18 protein-coding genes are annotated in these 24354 nt (G+C 55.1%); 11 read left to right on the top strand and 7 right to left on the bottom strand.

The window, feature by feature from the left end:
• Nucleotides 1-43 precede the first annotated feature (43 nt).
• The 4 genes from HOP44_RS07665 (at nucleotide 44) to HOP44_RS07650 (ending at nucleotide 6256) form a co-directional block, all read left to right on the top strand.
• On the top strand, nucleotides 44-1870 hold the full coding sequence (locus tag HOP44_RS07665) for an ABC transporter substrate-binding protein (protein ID WP_172252113.1): 1827 nt from the start codon (nucleotides 44-46) through the stop codon (nucleotides 1868-1870).
• A gap of 531 nt (nucleotides 1871-2401) precedes the next feature.
• On the top strand, nucleotides 2402-3385 hold the full coding sequence (locus tag HOP44_RS07660) for a Gfo/Idh/MocA family protein (RefSeq protein ID WP_172252111.1): 984 nt from the start codon (nucleotides 2402-2404) through the stop codon (nucleotides 3383-3385).
• Nucleotides 3386-3487: 102 nt separating this feature from the next.
• Nucleotides 3488-5059 (top strand): glycine betaine uptake BCCT transporter, encoded by a 1572-nt coding sequence (locus HOP44_RS07655; RefSeq protein WP_172252109.1) that lies wholly within the window; start codon nucleotides 3488-3490, stop codon nucleotides 5057-5059.
• A 114-nt stretch (nucleotides 5060-5173) separates the two neighbouring features.
• On the top strand, nucleotides 5174-6256 hold the full coding sequence (locus HOP44_RS07650; RefSeq protein ID WP_246369683.1) for an FAD:protein FMN transferase: 1083 nt from the start codon (nucleotides 5174-5176) through the stop codon (nucleotides 6254-6256).
• Between the two features lie 122 nt (nucleotides 6257-6378).
• Here HOP44_RS07650 and HOP44_RS07645 read toward each other — a convergent pair whose 3' ends face one another.
• Entirely contained in the window at nucleotides 6379-8313 is a 1935-nt protein-coding gene (locus HOP44_RS07645; protein ID WP_172252107.1) for a bifunctional 2',3'-cyclic-nucleotide 2'-phosphodiesterase/3'-nucleotidase, read from the bottom strand.
• Nucleotides 8314-8707: 394 nt separating this feature from the next.
• On the opposite strand from HOP44_RS07645, the gene HOP44_RS07640 reads away from it, so the two are divergent.
• From HOP44_RS07640 to phnE (HOP44_RS07625), 4 genes are all read left to right on the top strand, one after another.
• The gene (locus tag HOP44_RS07640) at nucleotides 8708-9664 is read left to right on the top strand and encodes a phosphate/phosphite/phosphonate ABC transporter substrate-binding protein (protein ID WP_172252105.1); all 957 of its coding nucleotides are present in this window, start codon (nucleotides 8708-8710) and stop codon (nucleotides 9662-9664) included.
• Between the two features lie 201 nt (nucleotides 9665-9865).
• The gene (gene phnC, locus HOP44_RS07635) at nucleotides 9866-10657 is read left to right on the top strand and encodes a phosphonate ABC transporter ATP-binding protein (RefSeq protein ID WP_172252999.1); all 792 of its coding nucleotides are present in this window, start codon (nucleotides 9866-9868) and stop codon (nucleotides 10655-10657) included.
• Complete coding sequence (gene phnE, locus HOP44_RS07630; protein WP_172252103.1) at nucleotides 10654-11508, top strand: phosphonate ABC transporter, permease protein PhnE; 855 nt, start codon at nucleotides 10654-10656, stop codon at nucleotides 11506-11508. Before phnC ends, phnE (HOP44_RS07630) begins: the two co-directional genes overlap by 4 nt.
• On the top strand, nucleotides 11505-12302 hold the full coding sequence (gene phnE, locus HOP44_RS07625) for a phosphonate ABC transporter, permease protein PhnE (protein ID WP_172252101.1): 798 nt from the start codon (nucleotides 11505-11507) through the stop codon (nucleotides 12300-12302). Before phnE (HOP44_RS07630) ends, phnE (HOP44_RS07625) begins: the two co-directional genes overlap by 4 nt.
• A gap of 87 nt (nucleotides 12303-12389) precedes the next feature.
• On the opposite strand, the gene HOP44_RS07620 is transcribed toward phnE (HOP44_RS07625), so the two are convergent.
• From HOP44_RS07620 to HOP44_RS07610, 3 genes are all read right to left on the bottom strand, one after another.
• The gene (locus HOP44_RS07620) at nucleotides 12390-13865 is read right to left on the bottom strand and encodes an alanine/glycine:cation symporter family protein (protein ID WP_172252099.1); all 1476 of its coding nucleotides are present in this window, start codon (nucleotides 13863-13865) and stop codon (nucleotides 12390-12392) included.
• A 193-nt stretch (nucleotides 13866-14058) separates the two neighbouring features.
• Nucleotides 14059-15285, bottom strand: a complete 1227-nt coding sequence (locus tag HOP44_RS07615) for an ATP-binding protein (RefSeq protein WP_172252997.1) — start codon at nucleotides 15283-15285, stop codon at nucleotides 14059-14061.
• A 112-nt stretch (nucleotides 15286-15397) separates the two neighbouring features.
• Complete coding sequence (locus tag HOP44_RS07610; RefSeq protein WP_425501828.1) at nucleotides 15398-16798, bottom strand: RtcB family protein; 1401 nt, start codon at nucleotides 16796-16798, stop codon at nucleotides 15398-15400.
• 603 nt (nucleotides 16799-17401) lie between these two features.
• On the opposite strand from HOP44_RS07610, the gene HOP44_RS07605 reads away from it, so the two are divergent.
• Nucleotides 17402-18145, top strand: coding sequence for an MBL fold metallo-hydrolase (locus HOP44_RS07605; RefSeq protein WP_172252097.1), 744 nt, complete (start codon nucleotides 17402-17404; stop codon nucleotides 18143-18145).
• A complete protein-coding gene (locus tag HOP44_RS07600) occupies nucleotides 18142-19236 on the top strand; it encodes a M24 family metallopeptidase (RefSeq protein ID WP_172252095.1) in 1095 nt (364 codons plus the stop codon). Before HOP44_RS07605 ends, HOP44_RS07600 begins: the two co-directional genes overlap by 4 nt.
• A gap of 102 nt (nucleotides 19237-19338) precedes the next feature.
• Here HOP44_RS07600 and HOP44_RS07595 read toward each other — a convergent pair whose 3' ends face one another.
• The 3 genes from HOP44_RS07595 to HOP44_RS07585 form a co-directional block, all read right to left on the bottom strand.
• Nucleotides 19339-19641, bottom strand: a complete 303-nt coding sequence (locus HOP44_RS07595) for a Dabb family protein (RefSeq protein WP_343059810.1) — start codon at nucleotides 19639-19641, stop codon at nucleotides 19339-19341.
• Between the two features lie 60 nt (nucleotides 19642-19701).
• Nucleotides 19702-20442, bottom strand: coding sequence for a queuosine precursor transporter (locus tag HOP44_RS07590; protein ID WP_172252093.1), 741 nt, complete (start codon nucleotides 20440-20442; stop codon nucleotides 19702-19704).
• Nucleotides 20443-20704: 262 nt separating this feature from the next.
• Nucleotides 20705-22105 carry an L-cystine transporter gene (locus HOP44_RS07585; RefSeq protein WP_172252091.1) on the bottom strand — a complete coding sequence of 467 codons (1401 nt, stop codon included), beginning with the start codon at nucleotides 22103-22105 and terminating at the stop codon, nucleotides 20705-20707.
• A gap of 411 nt (nucleotides 22106-22516) precedes the next feature.
• Here HOP44_RS07585 and HOP44_RS07580 point away from each other — a divergent pair, with 411 nt between their 5' ends.
• Nucleotides 22517-24205 carry a methyl-accepting chemotaxis protein gene (locus HOP44_RS07580; protein ID WP_172252089.1) on the top strand — a complete coding sequence of 563 codons (1689 nt, stop codon included), beginning with the start codon at nucleotides 22517-22519 and terminating at the stop codon, nucleotides 24203-24205.
• The last annotated feature ends 149 nt before the right edge of the window (nucleotides 24206-24354 follow it).

Raw genomic sequence — 24354 nt, 5'->3', positions numbered from 1 at the left:
ACGGACAGCAAATCTTTTCACCCTTTTGCAAAGGAGCGATTTCGTGCAGCCCGAAGACCATTATATTTATCTTTATGAGAAACTTCCCGCCGAATACCGCCGCAGCGAAGTTTCCGTTACGCTTGCAGCACTTGCCGAACTGCTGTGCTGCACAACCCGAAATACCGTATTTCTGCTGCGGAAATGGGAGTCGGCAGGGTGGGCCACGTGGCGGCCCGGCAGCGGCAGAAGCCGACGTTCGCGTCTGCACCTTCTGATCTCTCCGGAAGACCTTCTTTTCGCGAGAAGCTGCAAAGACTTTGATTCGGGCCATCTCGAACGCGCCTTTTCCTCGCTGTCGACAAGCGCGGCGGCGGAACGCCGTTTTGCCGCTTGGCTTTCGCAGCGTATGGGATACCGATTGGAAGCAGCCGAGCGCGGCGGTCGAAGGGTTATCGAGGAATCGCTGCATTTTTCGTTTTATCGGGCGGCCGGTCCGCTTGATCCGGCTTTTGCCGTACGCCAAACCGAGTACCATCTGATTGGACAGTTGTTCGATCCTCTTCTGCTGCCGGCGGCAGACGGAAGCGCGACCGCTCATATCGCCCATGCTTGGGAACATTCCGAAGACTATACCCGCTGGACTTTTTATTTGCGAAAAGGCGTTCTTTTTCATGACGGTTCGGAATTAACGGCCCGGGATGCGGCATTCACGCTTAAGCGACTTCGCAGTTCCGATACGGCTTCGCCGCACAGGCACTGGTACAGCAATCTATCCAGGATCAAAATGGACGGACCTTACAAACTTAAAATCGAAACTTCCGTTCCCGAACCGTTGTTGGCGGACATTCTAGCCTTTCCCTCCTCTTCCATTGTTCGCGAGGATGCCCTGCATGCGCCGCCCTTTTCGGGAAGCGGTCCTTATGTCCTGACGCACCGCAGCACCAATGGATTGACGATCAAAGCTTTCGACCATTACTTTCTGGGACGTCCTCACCTGGACAAAGTGGTCATGTGGGTGCTTGCCGACTTTGGCAGCATTCCCGGCGCCGATCAAATTGGCTTTGTGCCTTTCCGTGAAAAGAGTACGGACTCCCGAAAAAAAGAATTTGAACTATCGCGAGAAAAGCTGGAACTTAAATTTTTGGTATTCAATTTTAAAAAAAACGGTCCGCAGCTCAGCCGGGAATTCCGCAGCAAGGCAGCCCGATTGATCAGGGAAAGGGAGCCGGCTCGGGCATTGGGCGGCAACCGCCAGCCTCTTGAAGGTTTATATCGCATTTCCGGCAGCGCACCGGACCTGATCAAGCTCGACCATTCCCACAAGGAGACCGCCCTGATCTTCCGCCTGCCCGAAGTCGATCAGACAGCTGCCGAGCCATTGCGCGTTCATCCGTCCTATTCGGAGCCGGGCTGCTGTCCGCTCCGCCTCTCTTCCTACGATATGCCGCTGCATGCCGAAGACTTGGAATGGGTTGGGGAACAACTCGGACGCGGCGGAATCGATTGCGAGTCCGGCATACTGCCTTTCGGGCAATGGACTCTTTTCGATGAACCCGCCGATCTTCTGCTGGGTAGCATTGTGCTTCACCCTTCTCCCGAATTGTCCAAACTCGCGCTGCTGTCCGAACTTTCCGGTGTCCTGCAAAATGTGCTTGCCGAGCCGCAGCTTGAGGCATTAAATGCCGAGGTTGCGGAAATCAGAAGCGAACCCGAGCCTCAAGCGAGACGCCGGCGGCTGGACGGCATCATGGAAGAACTGGAGCGCGCCGGCGTATGGCTCCCGCTGTATACCACCTTTCAACATACGGTGTACGATTCCCGGCTTCAGGACGTCCGCTTGAGTCCCTACGCCTTTCCGGATTATCGAACAATGTGGCTGCGCGGATAAACCGGGTAATCGGGCATCGAGAGGAGGTTGGAACCTATTATTCAACAGTTGGGAATTCATCGGCAGAACGCTGCTGATCGGCGTACTCGCTTATAACTTGCCACTATTCTGCTAAACCAATCGATTACGCTGAACGATGGGCTGACAGCCTATCCGGTTCTGGTCGGCATGCGGTTTCCCGTTTTCTGGTTGACGTCGCATTTCGGACCATTCGAAAAAGCGGTCAAATCGGCACCCACGCTGCTTGACCACGACGGTCATTTTCTGTCCGACGCGATGAAAAAGCACGGATGAGTCATGATGAATTATGGCAGATCGCAAGAAGTCAGGGCCGCGATTCCATGAAAAAGATTCACGCTTTGTTCTCGAACCCCATGGAAATCTGTCCATCATTCCAAAGTCCAATGAAGAAAGCGCTGAATCGACGCTGCGCAACGTCAAAAATATGGAATCCTAAATTGACGAATCATGTTATGATAAACGGGAATGTTATCGGTATTTTCAATACATGAGCTGGGAGTGGATTACTTCATGATTCGATTCGGGATGATCGGCACGAATTTTATTACGGAACGCTTTATCGACGCGGCGCGGCAGGCGGATGGGCTTGCACTGGCCGCGGTCTACTCGCGGACCGAAGGACGCGCGCGGGAATTCGCGGACCGTTACGGGATCGGAGCTACGTTTACGGACCTGGATGAAATGGCCGTTTCCGACCGGATCGACGCCGTCTATATCGCGAGCCCCAACTCTCTGCACGCGGAGCAGGCCGTCTTGTTTCTGAAGAACGGCAAGCATGTCCTGTGCGAGAAACCGATGGCTTCCAACAGCCGCGAAGTCCGCGAGATGTTTGCGGCCGCCGAAGAAGGCGGTGCCGTGCTGATGGAAGCGGTCAAGACGACGCTGCTTCCTTCCTTTGCCCTGCTGCGGGAGAATCTGCACAAGATCGGGCCGATCCGGCGTTATTTCGCCAACTACGGCCAGTATTCTTCCCGCTACGACGCCTACAAGGAAGGCATGGTGCTCAACGCGTTCCGGCCGGAGTTCTCCAACGGAGCGCTGATGGATCTGGGCCTGTACTGTATCTATCCGATGGTGCTGCTGTTCGGCCGGCCGCAGGAAGTCAAAGCGAATGCCTATATGCTGGAATCCGGTGTAGACGGCGAAGGCAGCCTGCTGGCCCGCTATGCGGATATGGATGCGGTCGTAATGTTCTCCAAAATCACCGATTCGCTCGTACCTTCGGAGATTCAAGGGGAACTCGGCAGCATTCTGATCGACAAGATCAGTGAGCCGGGCAGCGTGCAGATCCGCTACCGCGACGGCAGTATCGAAGATATCAGCGAGCCGGCCGGCAAGCCGGTCATGAGTTATGAAATCCAGGAATTCGTCGACGTGATTCGCTCGGGAGCCTCCGAATCATCCGTCAATTCCCGTGACTGTTCGCTCGCCGCTGCCGAAGTCATGGAAGAAGCCCGCCGACAGTTCGGACTTGTCTACGCCGCCGATCTCTGATCGGCTTTTTTTTCGTTTATTCCCTTACTGGGTAAATCACTGTCAGCAGGCCTGACCGGTCCATGCTCGATCAGGAATACATACTCGGAAGGGGTTAAATTTATGGTTTTCGCCGTCGCTTTGGCGATTATTCTCGCTTTTGTCTTATGGGGCGCTCTGTTTCCCGATCAGCTGGGAAGCACTGCGCAGATGGCTTTGGACTTTTCCACAGAAAAATTCGGCTGGTTTTATCTGCTTTCCGCTTTCGGATTTTTGATTTTCGCACTCTATCTGGCGTTCAGCCGTTTTGGCCTCATCAAATTGGGCAAAGACGAAGATGAACCCGAATACTCGACAACCTCTTGGTTTGCCATGCTGTTTAGTGCAGGTATGGGGATCGGTTTGGTGTTCTGGGGAGTCGCCGAGCCGGTATCCCATTACATCGATCCGCCGGAAGATACGGAGCCCGGTACCTCGCAGGCGGCACGAATCGCCATGCGTTATTCCTTTTTCCATTGGGGACTGCATCCTTGGGCGATCTACTCGGTCATCTCGCTCGCACTCGCTTACTTCCAGTTTAGAAAAGGCTACAAAGGACTGATCAGTTCCACATTCGTTCCTCTGCTCGGCGACCGGGTCAATGGGCCGATCGGCAAGACCATCGATGTGCTCGCCGTCATCGCAACCGCTTTTGGCGTAGCGACGTCGCTCGGCCTGGGAACGCTGCAGATCGCAGGAGGAATCCAGCAAATATTCGGTTATGCCAGCACCACCGTCGTTCAGGTGATTATTATCGCGGTTGTGACCGTATTGTACCTGATCTCTTCGACGACCGGACTTGACAAAGGCATACGCATTTTGAGCAATGTGAACCTGACTGTCGCTGTCGTTCTCATGCTGTTCGTTTTGTTCGTCGGCCCTACCGCTTTCATTTTCGATACTTTTACCGTTACGCTTGGAGGCTACGTACAAAATCTGATCCAGATGAGCCTGCGTATGACGCCGTTCTCCGATAGCACCTGGGTCGCCGCTTGGACACTGTTTTACTGGGCCTGGTGGATTTCCTGGGCACCGTTTGTCGGTACCTTTATCGCCCGTGTATCTCGGGGACGCACTATTCGTCAGTTCGTTCTGGGCGTTCTGCTCGTTCCCAGCCTGTTCGGCTGTTTTTGGTTCGCCGTATTCGGCGGTTCGGGCATTTACTCCGAGTGCTTCCAAAACAGCGGACTTGCCGAAGCGGTTAAGGAAGACGTCACTTCCGCGCTGTTCCTGATGCTGCAAAACCTTCCTCTGGGATCTATTGCCGCTTTAATTGCGCTGCTGCTGATTGCCATGTTCTTTATTACTTCGGCAGATTCCGCTACGTTCGTACTGGGTATGCTGTCTTCAAACGGCAATCTCAATCCTTCTTCAAAAATCAAGATCACTTGGGGCTTGGTTCAATCGTCGATCGCAGTCGTACTGCTGATCAGCGGGGGCTTAACAGCCTTGCAGACCGCTTCTATTGTGGTCGCTCTGCCTTTCGCCATTATTATGATCGGCATGTGCGTCTCTCTCTACAAAGCCCTGTCCGAAGAAGACCGGGAGAACAGAAAACGCGAGAAACGGATGATCGCCGATTACAGATCCATGCTGGATGCCGCTGCCGCAGGAGAAAAAGATCTTTCCATCAAAAACAATCAAAAATTTGACTAATTTCCGTTCTCTTTTGGGTTGCTGCCTGGAGTATGATGAATGTGGGACATTTCACAAGACTTTGTCGAAACGGCAAACGGTGAACGCCTATTCTGACAGGACGGTGACTTGAAGATGCGAAAATCTACGGGGAAAATGATAAAAACGGCGGCTGCCGCTGTGATTTTGACTACGGTATTAAGCGGATGCGGCCAAGAGTCGGGCAGAACGGCCCAAGCGGCGCAGACCGAACAGGCTCAACCCCTGTCGGCGACTTTCTACGTATACGATACGGTAGCGACGATCAAAATCTATGACGAAAAGGCGACCGAACAGCATATAGACGGGATTCGCGACCTGCTCGGCAGAATCGATCTGGAGCTCAGCCGGACGAACGAAAAAAGCGATCTGTACAAAGTGAACGCCGAAGCGGGAAAATCAGCGGTCAAGGTCTCCCGGGGGACTTTTGATGTCGTAAAAATGGCTCTCCAGTACGCCAAAGATACGAACGGCCTGCTGGATCCTTCAATCGGCCCTCTGATCAATCTGTGGGATATCGGTCACGAAGGCGCCCAAGTTCCTGCCAAGCCGGATCTGGACAAAGCGCGCAGCTTGACGGACTACCGCAGCGTAACGCTCGATGAAGCCAACCGTACGATCAAACTCGAAAAAAAGGGCATGGTCCTCGATCTCGGTTCGATCGGCAAAGGGTACGCGGCCGACCAGGTGTCCGCCTATCTGCATGACCACCGGCTGGACAGCGCGTTGATCAACCTCGGCGGCAGCAGCATCATAGCCGTCGGCGGCAAACCGGGCGGCGCGGATTGGAATGTCGGTCTGCAGGACCCGGACAAGAATCGGGGCAGCCGGCTCGGCAAGATCCAGATCAACGACGAGACCATCGATTCGTCGGGCGTGTATGAACGCTTCTTTATCCAAGACGGGGTACGCTATCACCATATTCTGGATCCGCGTACCGGTTATCCCACCCAGAACGGCCTGAAAAGTATCACGATTGTCAGCGACAAAGCGACGGATGCCGATGCCCTGTCCACCGCCGCTTTCGTGATGGGGCTGGAAGACGGCATGGCCTATATCGAGCAGCAGCCCGGTGTGGAAGCCTTTTTCATCATGGACGACAACCAAATCCATGCGACCAGCGGACTCAAAGGCCGTATCAAGCTCAGTTCCGCCATTTACCGGATGGCGGACGAGTAAACGGCTTTCTCGTCCGGCTGCGAAGTCCTCGTCCTATTCATGGGCATACGCCGTTCCTGCCCAACCCGAAGAGCCCGTTTCGCGATTTCGCGAAACGGGCTCTTTTTCAGTGATCGGGAGGTTTATTGAATTGGGAGGACCGCCTCTTGGTTCCCGCCCAGGGCGGACACTTCGACATCAAAGCGGGCGAAGCCCCCGTCCGCCATACCGGCAAAAGCAATACCCGAAGGCAGTCCGTTTGCGCGTGCGTCCGGCGACGAGAGCAGCTGGACTTTCAATCCGGCCGGCACGCCGGCCAGCTTCCAATTGTGATCCGCTTTCGGCGCCAGAGAAGCGGAGCTGCGGATATAATCGGTCAGAATCTGCCGGTTCTCGTCCGGCGAAGCGAGGATGATCCGCTGTCCGTCGGGATTGGCGACCGGCGTGGAGAATGCCCGATAGTTGTTGGTCGCGATCACGAAGCGTTCGTCCGCTTCCACAAGACGTCCTTCGAAGCGAAGATCGCCGATCCGCGAAGCTTCCGCGTGCAGCAGCTCGCAGGAAGCCGAGTACTTGGCCGGCTGCGAGATATCGATCGTATACGAAACCCCGTCGATAATATCGAAGTTGAACGACGGGAAATCCGGATCGATCAAACTCTGACCGTTCCCGCCCTGCGGATCGATCCGAAGAAACAGGCCCGCGGCCCATTCCAGCCATTCCTTGATCTCCGCCCCGGTCAGCAGCAGGGCGCACAGCGTGTTGGGATAATTGTAGAGGTCCGCGATATGCTTGACCGCAAGCGGCCCGGCCGGAATATTCGTATAGTACGCCGGACCGTATCGCCCTCCCGTCTTGAACGGCGCGCCGGCCGCCAGCACCGGAAGTCCTTCGTATGGCGTACCCCGCAGTTCCTGCTGCAAATACCAGCGCTGCGCGTCGTTGACGATCTGCACCGAAGCACTGTCCGAGACCAGAGCGAAGAAGCTGTCGATCGGCTCCGTCGATTCGCCGACGGCGGTGCGGATATAGGACAGCGTGCCCGCATGCGCTTCGCCGAGACACTCCGCCACCTGTTCGTCCGTCCGCACAAGCGGCGCCGCCTTCGCTGCATCGTAGACCGGACGCGCTTCGGCGCGGCCGGCCGTCACTTTCCAAGCTCCGCCGATCCATTCCAGTTCCAGATCGACGACGCCGAGATGGTCGCCCGCGTAGCCCGCTTCGACCGCCGGAATACCGTTGATCGTCCCGCTCGCAAGATCGACGCCTTCCCTGCCTGCAAAAGCCGGTCCCGGGAAAACTTTGTGCGCATGCCCGAACAAAATAACGTCGATGTCCGGAACCCCGCTCAGATGAAGCACCGCGTTTTCCGTCATCGGCGCTTCTTCCACTTCTTCATAGCCGCAGTGGGCGAGCAGGATCACCAGATCCGCTCCTTCCGCTTTGAGTTTCGGCACGAACGTTTTGGCCGCTTCCACCATATCTTCCGCCTGCAGCCGGCCTTCCAGATTGGCTTTGTCCCAATTCATGATCTGCGGAGTCACCAGACCGATAACGCCGACCTTGATCGGATGAATCCCGCCCTGCTCGTCTTCGATCGTGCGTTCGAGCAGCAGATACGGAGGCAGATAGTGCGGACCGTTCGCTCCTTCTTCTCCGTCCAGATACAAGTTGGCGTTCGTATAGGGAAAAGCCGAACCTTTCAGCGCTTGACCCAGATATTCCAGCCCGTAATTGAATTCGTGGTTGCCAAGCGTCGCTGCATCGTAGCCGAGACTGTTCATCGCTTCGTACACCGGGTGAATCCGCCCGGTTCGGTCCAGAATGCCGCCGGATGCCACATAATCCCCCATAGGATTGCCCTGCAGCAGATCGCCGTTATCGAACAGCAGCACGTTTCTGCGCTCCGCTCTCGCCTGGCGAATCAGGGCAGCCGTCTGCGCGAATCCGTACTCCAGTACGGGACGGTCTCCGTAATAATCGTAATTCATCATATGAACATGCAGGTCCGTCGTTTCAAGCACTCTGAGGCTCGCTTTAATACTCAGTTTACTCTCCTCCAGTGTGTAAGATTTCATTCCACGGTTTTTCGTTTGGATATTTTTTCAAATTTTTACCGTGACTTTTTCAGATAAAACCCGTGCAATTTTCGTTTTTTGTGATATTATCTTTGTTGAAGCTTTATTTACCGGTGGTAGTTAAAGAAAAAGCAAAACATTAACTAACATTGGATGCTTGATCGTTCGCTTATTTGGGCAGTCAGACAAAGCGTTTCCCATTTCCCCGGCTTGAATAGGATGACACTTCGGCGTGTTTTTCGCAAGGGACGGCTTTCGGTTTTACATGGTTTTAACAAAAATCGCGTTCCAACTTTACTCATCCCGAGGAAAATGCTGGTACACTTCTGTTTGTCGGCTTCGAGCCGCGAGCATGCAACACACATAACCAACCAAACCTGAGGGGGAAAAGATTTTGTTCAAAAAAGTACTTACGATCTGCATGTCTGTAGCGATTACGGCGAGCCTGGCAGCATGCGGAAGCAGCAATAACGCAGCGGGCGGAACGTCCACCGATGAAGGCAAGACGGCAGAAGGCTACACGCCAAAAGAACTTACCGTACAATTCGTTCCTTCGCAAAACGCGGAGACGCTTGAAGCCAAAGCGAAGCCGCTGGAAAAACTACTCGGCGACAAATTGGGCATTCCCGTAAAAGTCAGTGTTTCTCCCAACTATAATACGATTATCGAAGCCATGTCCGCCAAGCAAGTCGATGTAGGCTTCCTGCCTCCAAACGCTTACGTACTGGCTCACGATGTAAGAAAATCGGCCGATCTGCTGCTGCAAGCCCAGCGTTACGGCGTTGAAGAAGCAACCGGCGCACCAACCGAAGAGAAAGTCGACTTCTATAAGTCCCTGATCCTCGTGAAAAAAGATTCCGGAATCAAAACGCTGGAAGATCTGAAAGGCAAGAAAATGGGCTGGCAGGACGTAACGTCTTCCGCCGGTTACGTATTCCCGGCAGCAGCCATGATCAAAGAAGGCCTCGATCCGGCCAAAGACGTCGAAGGCGTAACGCTCAAAGGCCACGACCAAGCCGTACTGGCTCTGCTGAACGGACAAGTTGATGCGGTTGCCGTCTTCCAAGATGCGCGCAACACGGTCAAAGGCGACGTGCCGGACGTATTCGACAAAACGGAAATCCTGTTCTCGACCGACCCGATTCCGAACGACACCGTCAGCGTACGCAGCGACATGACGGACGAATGGAAAACGAAAATCTCCGACGCGTTTATCGCATTGGGCGAAGATCCGGAAGGCCAAAAAATTATCAACGACGTGTACACACACGTAGGTTATGTAAAAGGCGACGACGCCAACTTCAAGATCGTTCGCGAATCCGCGGAAGCGGTCGGCCAAAAGATCGAATAGGTTTAAGTCTTCACCGCTTCATCGGCACTATGGTATACTTTCGGTAAAATCGATCTGAACGCGTTCATCCGGGTTCTCCATGCAGCGCCGCTTGCGGTTTTTACAGCCGCAAGCGGCGCTGTGCGGCGTTTGGAGCACGCGCAAATTCAACCGGTTCCTTCTGCAGCGGCAGGAGATCGAAATCGGAGAAAGCGGGCAATGATGATTGAATTCAAAAATGTAGTCAAGCAGTATCCCAACGGCACGATCGGCCTCAACAATATCAACCTGAAGATCAACGAGGGCGAATTTGTCGTGATCGTCGGTTTGTCGGGTGCCGGCAAATCGACGCTGCTGCGTTCCATCAACCGTCTGCACGATATCAGTTCCGGCGAGATTACGATCGACGGCAAGTCGGTAACCCGCGCGGGCGGCAAGCAGCTGCGCCGAATCCGCCGCGATATCGGCATGATCTTCCAGAGCTTCAACCTGGTCAAGCGCGCAACCGTTCTGCGGAACGTGCTGTCCGGCCGCGTCGGCTACCACTCCACGTTCAGCACGATGTTCGGCTACTTTCCAAAAGAAGACACCGAGATTGCACTGGACGCGCTCAGCCGCGTCAATATTCGCGAGAAAGCGTATATCCGCGCCGATCAGCTGTCCGGCGGCCAGCAGCAGCGTGTCTCGATCGCACGTGCCCTGGCCCAGAAACCCAAAGTCATTCTGGCCGACGAACCGGTCGCTTCGCTGGATCCGCTGACGACCCGCCAGGTCATGGACGATCTGCAGCGGATCAACCGCGAGCTGAAGATCACGACGATCGTCAATTTGCACTTTATCGATCTGGCGCGCGAATACGCGACCCGTATCATCGGCCTGCGCGCCGGCGAAGTCGTATTCGACGGTCCGGTCTCCGAAGCGACCGATGCCAAGTTCGCCGAAATTTACGGCCGTCCGATCAATGAGGACGAGCTGCTGGCGGCCGAGGCTGCAAAAGGAGGCGTGACCGTATGACGCCTGCTCCTACGCCGGAATCGGCGGAAGTGGGCGCACCGCCTCCTCCGCCTTCCAAAAAACCGGCGCCTACTCTGGACTCGAAAGGGCCGCAGCGCTACAAGATGCTTGCCACATGGCTGCTGTTCCTGATCGTACTGATTGCCTGCTTCTATCAGGTCGATGCGAATTTCTTCGATCTGTTCAGCGTTAACGCACGGGACAACATGAACCGGATTCTGGGCGAAATGGTCCGGCCGGACTGGAGTTACGCCGAAGATATCTGGGAACCGATGATCGAAACGGTCCAAATCGCGATCGCCGCAACCGTAATCGGATCGATCCTGGCCGTTCCGGTCGCGCTGCTGGCCGCTACCAACGTGATTCCGAAGAAAATGGTCAGCATTCCGGTCCGCATGGTGCTGAACCTGGTTCGGACCATTCCCGACCTGCTGTTCGCCGCCATCTTCGTTGCCGTATTCGGGATCGGCGCATTCGCCGGTATGCTTGCGCTCGTCTTCTTCTCGTTTGGCCTTGTAGCCAAATTGACATACGAAGCGATCGAAGCGATCGATCCCGGTCCGCTCGAAGCGATGACTTCCGTAGGCGCCAACAAAATTCAACTGATCGTATTCGGCGTGATTCCGCAGGCGCTGCCGTACTTTTTCTCGTATGTGCTCTATGCGTTCGAAGTCAACGTGCGGGCAGCTGCCGTACTCGGTTTCGTCGGCGCCGGCGGTATCGGTCTGCATCTGGATCAGCAGTTGAACTCGCTGCGTTATGACCGCGCTTCGATCATTATTCTGATTACACTCCTGGTCGTCCTGCTGATCGATTACGCCAGTACTTATCTACGGAGGAAATTGCTATGAATCAAACCATTCCTTCCAAAACCCGCGGTCCGATTATTCGCAACTGGCTGATCGGGGCCGCCCTGATTCTCCTGTTCATCTGGTCGCTGTCCGGTCTTAAATTCGAAGGCTTCCAGGAATACGGCGCTCAGGTTATAGCCTCGATCTGGGACGGGTTCACCCATCCGGACTGGGATTATGTCTATCTGCCGGAAGGCGAAGATCTGCTGCGCGGATTGCTGGAGACTTTGACGATCTCCATTCTTGGCACGTTCATCTCGGCGTTCCTTTGTATTCCGTTCGCCTTCTGGGCTTCGGCCAATATGAGCCGTCTGAAAGTCATTTCCGGCAGCGGCAAGTTCGTGCTGACGGTCATCCGGGTCTTCCCGGAAATCATCATGGCGATCCTGTTTATCGTCGCCGTCGGTCCCGGCGCATTCGCCGGCGTACTGGCACTCGGCGTCCACTCGATCGGCATGCTGGCGAAATTGTACTCCGAGACGATCGAAGCGGTCGACGACGGTCCGCGCGAAGCGCTGCAGGCCTGCGGCGCAAGCAAAATGCAGGTGCTGCGTTTCGCCGTTCTTCCGCAGGTCATCCCGCAGTTCATCTCGTACGCGCTGTACCGGTTCGAGATCAATATCCGCTCCGCGACCGTTCTGGGCCTTGTCGGCGCCGGCGGGATCGGTACTCCGCTGATCTTTGCTCTCCAGACCCGCAACTGGAGCCGTGTGGGCGTGATCCTGCTCGGCATCGTCGTACTGGTTATCCTGATCGACCTGATCTCCGGCTGGCTCCGCCGCCGCATTATTTAATCCTCTAATCGGTTGACCGATTTGTGCGCTCAACAAAAAGCCCCTTCTTCGCCAACAGCGAAGAAGGGGCTTTTTACGCTTACTCTTTTACTTTTGTATATCCGGTTTACCTGTTGTCGAAACGGGCTGGATCGGATTGATCTCATGCCAAATCTCCGCATTGCGTATCCCGAGCGCTTCCGGATCGAAGACCGGGTCCAAACCTTCTTTCTTCTGCCGTTCGTAGTCCTTGAGAACTTTGAGCGCAGGCTTGGCCAGCAGCAGAATCGCAATGACGTTCAACCAGACCATCAGACCGAGTCCGATATCGCCCAGCGTCCACGCTAATGCCGCCGTTTTGACCGCTCCGTAATAAGTCGCGCCGAGCAGAACAACTTTCAGTACGATGCCGGGCCAAAACAGCTTTTTTCCTCTGAACAGATAGGCCAGATTGGTCTCCGCTATATAGTAATACGCCATGATCGTCGTAAAAGCGAAGAAGAACAAAGCGATCGCGACAAATCCTGCACCTAGTCCCGGAATCACCGATTCGATCGCCGCCTGCGTATAACCCGCTCCTTCTTCCACGCCCGGCAGGAATTCGACGATAAAGCCTCCGTTTCCGTCCGCGACATTATACATGCCGGTGAACAGGATCATGAACGCAGTTGCCGAACAGACCAGCAGCGTGTCAATATATACGGAAAAAGCTTGTACCAAGCCTTGCTTGGCCGGATGGGAAACTTCAGCGGCTGCAGCCGCGTGAGGCCCGGTTCCTTGTCCCGCCTCATTGGAGTAAATCCCCCGTTTGACTCCCCACGCAATCGCAGAACCGATCAAACCGCCAAAGGCGGCATCGGAAGCAAATGCACTGCGGAAAATCAGACCAAACACATCGGGGATTTTATCGAAGTTCATGACGATGATGACAGCCGCCATCAGCATGTAGGCGATCGCCATAAACGGCACCACGATTTCCGCCACTTTCGCAATACTGCGAACGCCTCCGAATACAATAACCGCAAGCAGTACGACCACTACGATTCCCGTTACCCAAGTCGGAATCCCGAACGCGTTATTCATACCCACGGCGATAGAATTGGATTGGACACCCGGCATCAGCAGGCTCATCGACAGAAGCGCCGCAAGCGCGAAGATCAACGCAAACCATTTCCAGCCGATCCCTTTTTCTATGTAATACGCGGGTCCGCCCCGGTACAGCCCGTCCTGTTTTACTTTGTATACCTGGCCGAGCGCCGATTCCACATAAGCGGTTGCCGCTCCGATAAACGCGATCGCCCACATCCAGAATACCGCTCCCGGTCCGCCCAACCCGATTGCCGTTCCGACGCCCGCAATATTCCCTGTTCCGACACGGCCCGACAGCGCGATACTCAAAGCCTGAAACGAAGAGACTCCCGCAGCCGAACTTTTTCCATGAAACATCAATCGGATCATTTCCCCAAAATGCCGTACCTGCATAAAACGCGTCAGAATCGAAAACAACAAACCTACTGCCAGACACGTATAAATGACCGGCGTACTCCAGAGCACTGCTGACAACCCGTTAAAAAACTGTTCCATAGAATGCCTCCACTCTCTCTCTTTTTCTGCTTGCTGCCCAGCCTTTACGACGCATTATAGGCAAGAAAAAAAAGAATGACAATAGGTATGGGAGCTATATTTTCATAAGAAGATATGATTTTTACAAAAAAACACTTACTAAAACTAAATTAGTAAGTGTTTTTATATTTTTATGAGTGTATGACAGGTTAGATTACAGCTGGAAGCCGATTCCGCCGTTTTGGCTGTCCAGCCAGCTTCCTTTTTTCTCTTTGCTCAGTTCTCCGTTCATCGACCGAACGATCGCGGCCATGTCCGCCGATCCCCGCTCGTTCCAATCCAGAGCGGCCGATACATACAGCTCGCCCAACTGTGCCATACTGAATCCCTGGGTCAGCGATACGGCATGGTCCATTTCTTCCGGCGAGACGAACTCCAGCAGCCCGCGGCGTTCCAGGAAGACACGGCGCAGTTCCGCGTCCGGCAGCTTGATTTCGTACGAACGGTCGAAACGCCCCGCCCGGTTCATCAGGCCCGGATCGATCTTGTCCGGATAATTGGTTGTTCCGATCAGGAAGATGCCTTCTTTTGACGTTGCGCCGTCCAGCGTATTAAGGAAGAACGAACGTACGCCCTGCGGCATGGAATCGATATCTTCGATCACCAGAACCATCGGTGCAAGCCGGGCAGCCGTCTCGAACACTTCGTGCACGGATACACTCGACGTGTACTCCGTGATCTGCCAATAAGCGGCCGGTCCCTGCACGCTGCCGGCGATCGATTTGACCAGCGTCGTCTTGCCGTTGCCGGGACGGCCGTACAGCAGAATCCCCCGTTTGAACGGCAGATTGTGCTTGCGGTAGAAGCTCCGGTCCGAGGCGAAGAACTGATCGAGCGACCGGTAAATTTCTTTTTTGAGCGGCTCGGGCAGGATAACGTCGTCCCGCGATACCGCACGGGTGATCGGCTCGCTTTCCCGCTGCATGCCGTTATTCGTATCGGTAAAGACCGTAATGCGGTCTTTGTCGCGGTTGCGCTGACGGCTGCGTACCCCGCTGAGGAAAGAGCTGATCGCTTCGTCGCCCGTCGCAAATACAAAATCTTCGCTGTAAATCCCGTGCTGACGGAACATCGGGATACGCGCCAGCGCTACGCCCTGATCGGGATACACGAACACATTGTTGCGGATAGCCGGATGAATCGTGTACTCCGGCGTGCTGCTGTCTTCGTCGTAAGCGAATGTCCGCCCTTCGATACCTTCATAGATCCGGCCGGCACACTCCACTTCGGGAGCGCCTTTTTTGACATCTTCTTCAAGCAGTTCCCAATAATCGTGGTTGCCGTCGTCGCTTGCGTACAGCGTGTACGTCAAGCCGTATCGTTCCTCGAGCATACTTTCGATCCCGCGGGTCACACGGGCATAAGATTCATATTCGGCCATATTCGGATTGCCCGGCTCGTAAGCGACAATCGCGCGTTCTTGAGCGGCAGGAATCACCTGCCCTCCGCTCGGCAGATCCTGATTTGACCGTACTTTGACTTTGTGTTCCATATTAAACTTTTGCTCCTTTCACTGCCGCAAGCGGTTTGCATTTGGCGACGATGGAAGCGAGTCCCGCTCCCGTAACGCTGCCGACAATCCGATCGACGTCTTTGTAGGCCTGCGGAGATTCATCCAGAATCACGCCCAGCGAGTTATGATTGACGATCACTTCTTCTTCGGTTCCGATTTTCAGAGCGGCGGCGAATTCATCCACGGTCACCGACTTTTTGGTTGCGGTACGCGAACGGATTCGGCCGGCACCGTGACAGATCGAATGATAATTGTCCACCCCGCCGGGCAGGCCGGCCATAATGTAGGAAGCCGTTCCCATCGAGCCGGGAATAAGCGCCGGATGGCCGGTATCCCGGTAAACGGCGGGATTATCCGGATGGCCGGGCGGCAGCGCACGCGTCGCTCCTTTGCGATGGACGAAATAGTCGCGTTCGCCGTGCCGTTCTTCCCAAGCGTAATTGTGCATCAGGTCGTACAGGATATTCATTTCGAACTTGGAACCGAATACGTCAAGGAACGCTTCGCGGATCGCATACGCGATCAGGTGGCGGTTGACTACCGCGACGTTGAGCGCCGAAGCCATCATGTCCGTATAGCGGCGTCCTTCCGGGGAATCCAGCGGTGCGAAAACCAGTCTCGGATCATCCGTCCCCAGACCAAGCCGTGTCATGGCGCGCGCCGCCATCGAGGTATAATGCTGGCTGACCATCGCTCCCCAGGCGCGCGAGCCCGAATGGACCATGACCACAACCTGGCCGTCGCGCAGCCCCCATTGTTCGGCGATCGCACGGTTTTCTTCCGCGATCTCGATATATTGAATTTCCGCAAAATGATTGCCGCCGCCAAGCGTTCCCAGCTGGCGCAGTCCTTTGACCCAGTAGTTGTCGGACACCGCATTCAACTCTTCCGGATCAAAAGCAAACCGCGCATGCTCCGCATGGGTCAGCGAAGGCGAACGTTTGGCGGACACGCTTTCCGGCAAATATTTGCTGGGCAGTCCTTTGAGTCCTTTTTGCACGATATGGTCCATCCGCAGATCGGAGAACGCGCCGCGCTTGTGCGCTTCCATCGGCAGATATTTTTCAATCCGGTTGACGAGCTTGCGGCGCAGCCGAAGATCCTGAATATCGCTGCGGTGCAGATTGGTCAGATGGACTCTCATCCCGCAGCCGATATCGCTGCCGACGATCGATGGAGAGACCATTCCGCCTTCTTGGTCCCAGACCGCCGTTGTACCGATACATGTCCCGACGCCTACATGAACATCCGGCGTATAGCCCATATAACGGATACCCGGAATCTGCAGGTTGCGCCCGGCCATCTCGAAAATCCGGGGATCGAGTCCCGCGTACATCTCTTCATCCGCGTACACATGCACACTGCCGCTGGGCAGCCGCACTTCGCGGTAATAAGTTCCGGCTTCAGCCGGAGTCTTCAGCAGGTGTTGATTTATAGGGTTTAAAATAAAAATCCATTCCTTTCTATTTGGACAAATCGGGAGGTATACAGGTAAAAAAGCATAACAAAAAGCCGCGAACTCTCGTCCGCGGCTATGCCGGTCGGGCCTGAACGATTGACGGAAATTCCCGGCTGCCGGATCTCACCGTCAATCGAAATTGACCGGAAAACATCAGCAGACCGCGAAGCCGCGACCCGTTATCCTGTTCAGGTAAACCCTTCGCAGGAAAAGAATCGGCGGCACCGAAATAGTCAAACCAAACCGCACCCGTCGAGGACAGGCAGAACGAAAGAATGTTGTTCGATTGTCAAATGAGCTTTCAAACGGTTAACGACGATCATTGCTGCCATCCTCCTTTGCCAAATAGTAAACTTATCATAGCTTGTCTTTATGAAAAATGTCAACCCTGATACTGGAAGCACGCTGTATTTTTGGCTCCTCTCCGCTTCATGGTCTATAATAAAGAGCGTAAGCTCCGTACGAACAGGTGCGGCGCGATAACCGAAATTTAGGGGAGGTGCGGCCGGTCATCCGGCGATACTCATGAAAATTACAACGGGAATAACAGATCTGGCTTTGACGTTAAACGGAGAAACGGTAAGCGTGTTCCATGCGGCCCTGCTTGCCGACGAAGACGGATTGACGCTGGTCGATACGGGACTGCCCGGCATGTACGGACAGTTGGAACAGCATATTCGCCAAGCCGGCCTGGCACCCGAATCGATCAAACGCATCCTGTTGACCCATCAGGATGCCGATCATATCGGCACGCTGCCTGACGTGCTGGAGCGGCTGCCGCACGTCGAAGTATGGGCGCACGGCGATGAGCGTCCTTATCTCGAAGGCGAGAAGCCGCTGATCAAATTGCAGCCGGGGCAGCTTGAGAAGATGCCGCCGGAGCGGCGCGAGCCGATGCAGCAGATGCTGAGCTCCCTCGTTCCGGGCCTTGTAACGCGAGTCTTGGAACATGGAGAGCAGCTTCCGCTGCAGGGCGGCCTTCGTGTGCTGCATACGCCCGGACATACGCCGGGGCATATCAGCCTCTATGTACCGGACGAGAAACTGCTGATCGCAGGCGATGCGCTGCGGATCGCGGACGGCGAACTGGCACTGTCGGAACCGCGTTTTACGCTGAACATGGATCAGGCCGCCGCTTCGCTGAATCAACTGCTGGAACTCGATATCGAGCGGGTGCTGTGCTACCACGGCGGACTGTTCGAAGGCGACGTACGCGGCGGTTTGCAAAAAATCGCAAAAAGATCATTTACGGGAGTGGATAAAGAATGAACGATCACCGCTGGACACAGCTCAGAACCCATATGGAGCGGCAGTCGCTCGACGGCGTGCTGATTACCGATCCGAAACACGTCGGCTACCTGACCGGTTTTTTCTCCGATCCGCACGAGCGGTTTCTCGGGCTTGCGGTTCCCAAGCACGACGAACCGTTCCTGGTCGTGCCGGCACTGGATCTGGAAGCGGCCAAAGCCGAATCTTCCGTTCCGCTGATTCGTACCCACAGCGATACCGACGATGCGTACGCTCTGCTGCAGGGCTGGATCGGCGGTATTTCGGGTGCGTTCGGCATCGAAAAAGACCATCTGTCGGTCGCCCGGTTCGAACGTCTGAACGCGGCGCTTCACGCTTCGACCTACGCCGATGTGGGCGGTGTACTGAGCGCGCTGCGCGCCGCCAAAACGCCGGAAGAAATCGAAAAGCTGCGCCGGGCGGTCCATCTGATCGAAGCGGTGCTGACCGAAGGAATCAAGCATGTGCGCGTGGGCGTCACCGAAATCGAGATCGTGGCCGAACTGGAGTATCAAATGAAGAAACTCGGCGCGCAGGGCCCTTCGTTCGATACGATGGTGCTCACCGGCGACAAAACGGCGCTGCCGCACGGCAATCCGGGCTCACGCCGAATCGCGGCCGGCGATATGCTCATGTTCGATATGGGCGTCTATCTGGACGGCTATGCGTCGGATATTACCCGCACCTTCGCCGTGGCCGAACGCCCTAGCGACGAATCGGTCAAGATTTACGAAACGGTGCTCGCCGCAAATCTGGCCGCGATCGCGCTCACCCGTCCGGGCGTCACGCTCGCTTCGGTCGACGCGGCCGCGCGCGAAGTCATTGCCGAAGCCGGATACGGGCCTTACTTTATGCATCGCCTGGGGCACGGATTAGGCATGGATGTGCATGAATATCCGTCCGTTCACGGAGCCAACGAAGAACTCGTTACGGAAGGTCTGTGCTTTACGGTCGAGCCGGGCATCTATGTGGCGGGCGAATGCGGCGTCCGGATCGAAGACGATGTTATCGTAACCGCGGACGGCGTGGATGTGCTTACGACTTTCCCCAAAGAATTGACCGTCATCGGCTGACGCCGTTAAGCCGGAGCCGGATCTTAAAGCTGCAAAGCAAAGAGGCCTCCCGATTTATCGGGAGGCCTCTCTTTTTCATATTCCGTGTGAATCCAAGTCCCGCTATTCCCAGGCGACCAGATCGGTCTCCCGGAAACTGCGAACCTTGGATTCCCAAACTTCGGCGACGTATTTCACGTGCACCGGATGGGCATTGTAAGCTTCGTACGCGCCTTGGTCGGCAAATTTCATCGAGAAGCCGTAATCGTGCTCATTTTTCGTGCTAACCTGGCGAAGCACTTCAAAGTTCCCGACTCCCGGAATCCCGGTGAGAACTTTCCGACTTTCCTCCAAAAAGGCTTCCGCCTCTTCATTATCTTTGCCGGTATGCAGGGTAAACGTCACCATGTGTAGGATTGCACTCACTTGCCAAACGCCTCCTTCGGTTAGATGAAGTACTGCCGCATCGACGGGCGATGCATACGTTTATCCTTTTACCCCAATCTTCTCGGGAGAAACGGGCGGCAGGCCGGAATCGGCTTCTTCGGCCGGCACTTTCATGCCGCGCGCCCAATAGAGTACAGGCGTACCGGCTGCGGTCAGAATAAATTTGAACACGTAGGTCGAAATGAAGAGCTGGAGCCAGATCGAAAAACTTCCGTACTCCGGACCGGTGAACGCGATCAGACAGAAGATCAGCGTATCGATAAAAGAACTGATGAAGCCGCTGCCGTTATTGCGAATCCACAGCTGGTGCGACGCGGCAAATTTGCGCCGGATCGCCGCATACAGATAAACGTCCAGCAGCTGGCTGACCAGGTAAGCCGTCAGACTACCGAGCGCAAGTCTAGGAAGAAGTCCGAACAAGGCTTCCATCGGTCCCTGGGCAAAGTCGACTTCCGACGGTTGGAAGCGCAGCACCATCTGCATGATGACCGTCGTCATAATCAGCATGAAAAATCCGAACCATACCGCACGCCGCGCGGCTTTGACGCCGTAACGCTCATTCAGCAGATCCGTCGTCATATAGACGCTCACATACATGGCATTGCCGAGTGTCATGGTGATCCCCAGCATATCGATCGTTTTGGTTACCTGGATATTGGCGATCACGGTTGCCACGCCGACCCAGGCATACAGTCCTTTTTTACCGAAAAACTTGAAACAGAGCAGGAAGAACGCAAAATTGACCAGGACGAAAAAAACGCCCCAAGTGAAGTTGAACACCGAATAAGCCCCCTAGTTTTGGTATCGCGGGATGGTTACGAACCGCGTAATCGGATCTTCGAAGCTCCCGACAGGAAGCACGCCAAAAAACGCCGTGCACCGATGATCCGGCACCCGAAGTCCTGTATCACTTTACCATGGCGGCCGCTTTTATACCACTGTTTTTTGAGCCTGCCGAACACGAAGGATCCACCGAACAAAAAAACGGCCCGAAGGCCGTTTCTATCAAACAGGTTGGTCAGAGCTTATCTTCGATACCGAATCAGGCATGTGCCGCTTCAAGTTCCGGCGTATCGGGAGAATCGAACGTTTTCTTGTCGATCTCGCCCGTGACTTTGCCGGTTACGACACCCGCTACCATCGAATCGTTGACGTTCAGAGCGGTACGGCCCATATCGATCAGCGGCTCGACGGCGATCAGCAGACCGGCCAAAGCGACCGGCAGGTTCATCGTCGACAGCACGATCAAAGCTGCGAATGTCGCTCCGCCGCCGACACCGGCTACACCGAACGAGCTGATCGCGACAACGGCGATCAGGGTCAGAATGAAGGAAATATTCACTTCGACACCCGCAGCCGGAGCGATCATCACAGCCAGCATGGCCGGATAAATCCCAGCGCAGCCGTTCTGGCCGATAGTCGCGCCGAAGCTTGCGGACAGATTCGCCACGCCTTCGGATACGCCGAGCTTCTTCGTCTGCGTCTCGATGTTCAGCGGAATGGTCGCCGCGCTGGAACGCGAGGTGAAGGCGAAGATCAGCGTCGAGAGAACTTTTTTCGCATAAGTGACCGGGTTCATGCCGAACAGCAGCAGAATCAGCAGGTGAATCACGAACATCACGATCAGCGCCACGTACGAAGCGATGACGAACTCGGCCAGCTTGGCGATTCCCGCCGGATCGGTCGTCGCCATCATCTTGGCGATCAGCGCCAGGATGCCGTACGGCGTCAAGCGCAGAATCATCGTTACAATGCGCATCACGACGCCGTGTACCGCATTGACCATACCGCGGAACGTTTCCGCCTGCTGGGCGTTTTTGCGGTCAAGGCCCAGGACGGCCAAACCGATAAAGGCCGAGAAAATAACGACGGCAAGCGTCGAGGAAGGACGGGCCCCTGTCATATCCGCGAACGGATTGGTCGGGATGAAGGACAGAATCTGTTCGGGCAGCGATACTCCTTCCACGTCGCCGAGTCTCGATTCCAGCGATGCTCCGCGATCAATTTCCGCCTGACCTTGTCCGGCCAGCAGATCTTCGGCGTTCAATCCGAACGCCATGGCGGATACGATGCCGACCGTCGCGGCGATCGCCGTCGTCAGTACGAGCGTAATCAGTACCGAAGCACTGATCTTGCCAAGCTTCTTGCCACCTTTGATATTCATGATGGCCGTAATGATCGAGACCATAATCAGCGGAATGACGATCATCTGCAGCAGCCCGACGTAACCGCTGCCGAGCAGGCTGTACCAATCCATCGAACGCGAGACGACTTCCGACTCGGCGGAATAGATCCATTGAAGCGCACCGCCGAGCAGAATGCCCAGACCCAGTGCGGTAAAGACCCGCTTGCTGAACGAGACATGGCGTTTCTGCATGATATACAGCAGCACGGCCAATCCCGCCAATCCCGCGATATTCAAGATTACAAAAAAGGTTTCCATTCGTCCAATCCCTCTCTCTGACTGTATTCGAACAGCGGTCAACTGCCCGTGCGTAAAAAGCCGGGTTTTAATTCGTACTCATAGTACCATTATTCCGATCATTTTTGTACATTTAATTTTATAGGACTTTTTCAGTAAAAAACGCACCAAATACGGGAATATTCAGAATTTGTAAAAAGAGCTTACATGAATCTGGTCAAATTTGTCTATTCTCATGTATGATATGGATTAGTTAAGTCCAACGTTCGTATATTTTGTTTTTTTCGCAATCCTTAAGACCTATCTAAAACCGCTGTTAAAGCACCTTTAGTCCCGATTCTTTGGAGAATCCGCGACTTTTGGTTGCTCGCTGCAGACGGCCGGCACCTTGCTCAGTACTGCTTTCGTTTGATCAAAAAGGGGGAGTTCATCATGCTAAACCGTTCCATCAGCCGTAAGATCATCGTTTTGTCGGGAAGCATCATCCTTGCGGTAAGCCTGCTTCTTTGCGGAAGTTTTTTCTTCATATTCAATAATACCCTGCACAGCCGGATTATACCCGAATTCAGCAAAACCTTGGATTTGAGCGTCTCTGAAATTGCGGGCGGACTCGATTCGACCCAAGCCGGAATGGCGGCCAAAGCCAATGCGGCGGCTTCGATGAAGATCCAGACTTATCTCAACGATTCGGCAGCCGAGTTCCGTCTCGAAAACGTTTATATTGTGAATATTCAGGACAAGGAAGCGTCTGTGGTGCTGGCCAGCAACGGCTCGGAACTCGAAGCGGGAGCCAAACTTCCGGTCACCCCCTTTATGCAGCAGGCTCTGAAAAGCGGCAAGGAACCGGTAATTACTCCGCTTAATCAAAGCGGCGACAATGCCGATCTGCAGGGTTATCTGGCGATCCCCGGCGGAACGCTTTTGATTGCCGGTACGCTGGACGCCAACTTTGTCACGCAGGTGACGCAGGCCATCCTGCTCACAAGCCTCGGCATTACCCTTGTCGTTATTATTCTCGGCGGATTGATCGCGGCTGCCGTCAGCCGGCAGATGACCAAGCCGCTAGGGCGGTTGGTCAAGCATGCCCGGCTTGTTGCCGAAGGCGATCTGCAGGAAAATATCGAAGTACAAGGACGCGACGAAATCGCGCAGCTCGCTTCGGCGTTCCAGCAGATGACCACCAATCTGCGCAGTATGATCGGACAGGTTCTCGAAGCGACCGACCGGGTCAAAAGCGATTCCGTGCAGCTTTCCCGGGGGATCGGAGTACTCTACGAAATCGGCGGACAATCTTCTGCGTCTGCCGCGGAAATCGCGGAGAGCAGCGAAACGGTCGCTTCCAGCACCGCGGAGAATGCGAAAGCCATGGAAGAGATCAGCGGCGGTATCCAGCAGATTGCCGAAGCGGCTGCCGAAGTAAACGAGCAGATTGCCCGCGCTTCCCAGGAAGCGGTGTCCGGCAATGCACGGGCCCAACAAGCCGTCGAACAGATGAACCGGGTTCAGGAAACGACCGTACAGGCTCGCGCTTTTATCGAATCGATGGGTTCGCGTTCGGACGAGATCACGGAAGTGCTGCAGGCGATCACCAGCATTTCCGCACAGATTCAAATGCTGTCGCTCAACGCTTCGATCGAAGCCGCCCGCGCCGGCGAGCACGGAAGAGGCTTTGCTGTCGTCGCCGAAGAAGTCCGGAAGCTGTCCGACCAGTCCCGTGCAGCCACCGGACAAATCGAACAGTCGCTGGCGGCGCTGCGCGAGAACTCGGAACGTTCCGTCGAAGCGATCGGCTCGGTCCATCACGAAATCATGTCGGGCGCCGAAGCGGTTCGCAGCGCAGGCGGGGCTTTCGACGAATTGATGAGCCTGATGCAGCAGTTCAACCAATCCGTCCAGGAAGTGTCCGCTTCAACCCAACAGGTCTCGGCCGGCAGCGAACAAGTCAGTGCTTCGGTCGAAGAAACGGCTCGGATTACGGAACATGTACAAGCTCGTGTCGGGGAAGTCTCCGCCGGCAGCGCACGCCAACTGGAAGAAATGGAATCTTATGCGCGCACGGTAGGCGAACTCGGCCGACAAGCCGACGAACTCGAAGAAGTCGTACGGCGCTTCAAGATCTGAACCGGGCGGCCGGACAGGCATCCAAGTCAAACCACATTGCGATCAATCGGGAAATTCAGGAATACCGCACGACGAAACGAACGAAGCGGCAGGAACGCAAAAAGGCCGGAGAATGATTCTCCGGCCTTTTTGCCATATCTCGAACGCAT

It is taken from the genome of Saccharibacillus deserti, assembly GCF_013618475.1.
In the GTDB taxonomy this organism is placed as follows: Bacteria; Bacillota; Bacilli; order Paenibacillales; family Paenibacillaceae; genus Saccharibacillus; species Saccharibacillus deserti.
This window is presented reverse-complemented; position numbering and strand designations above follow the sequence as displayed.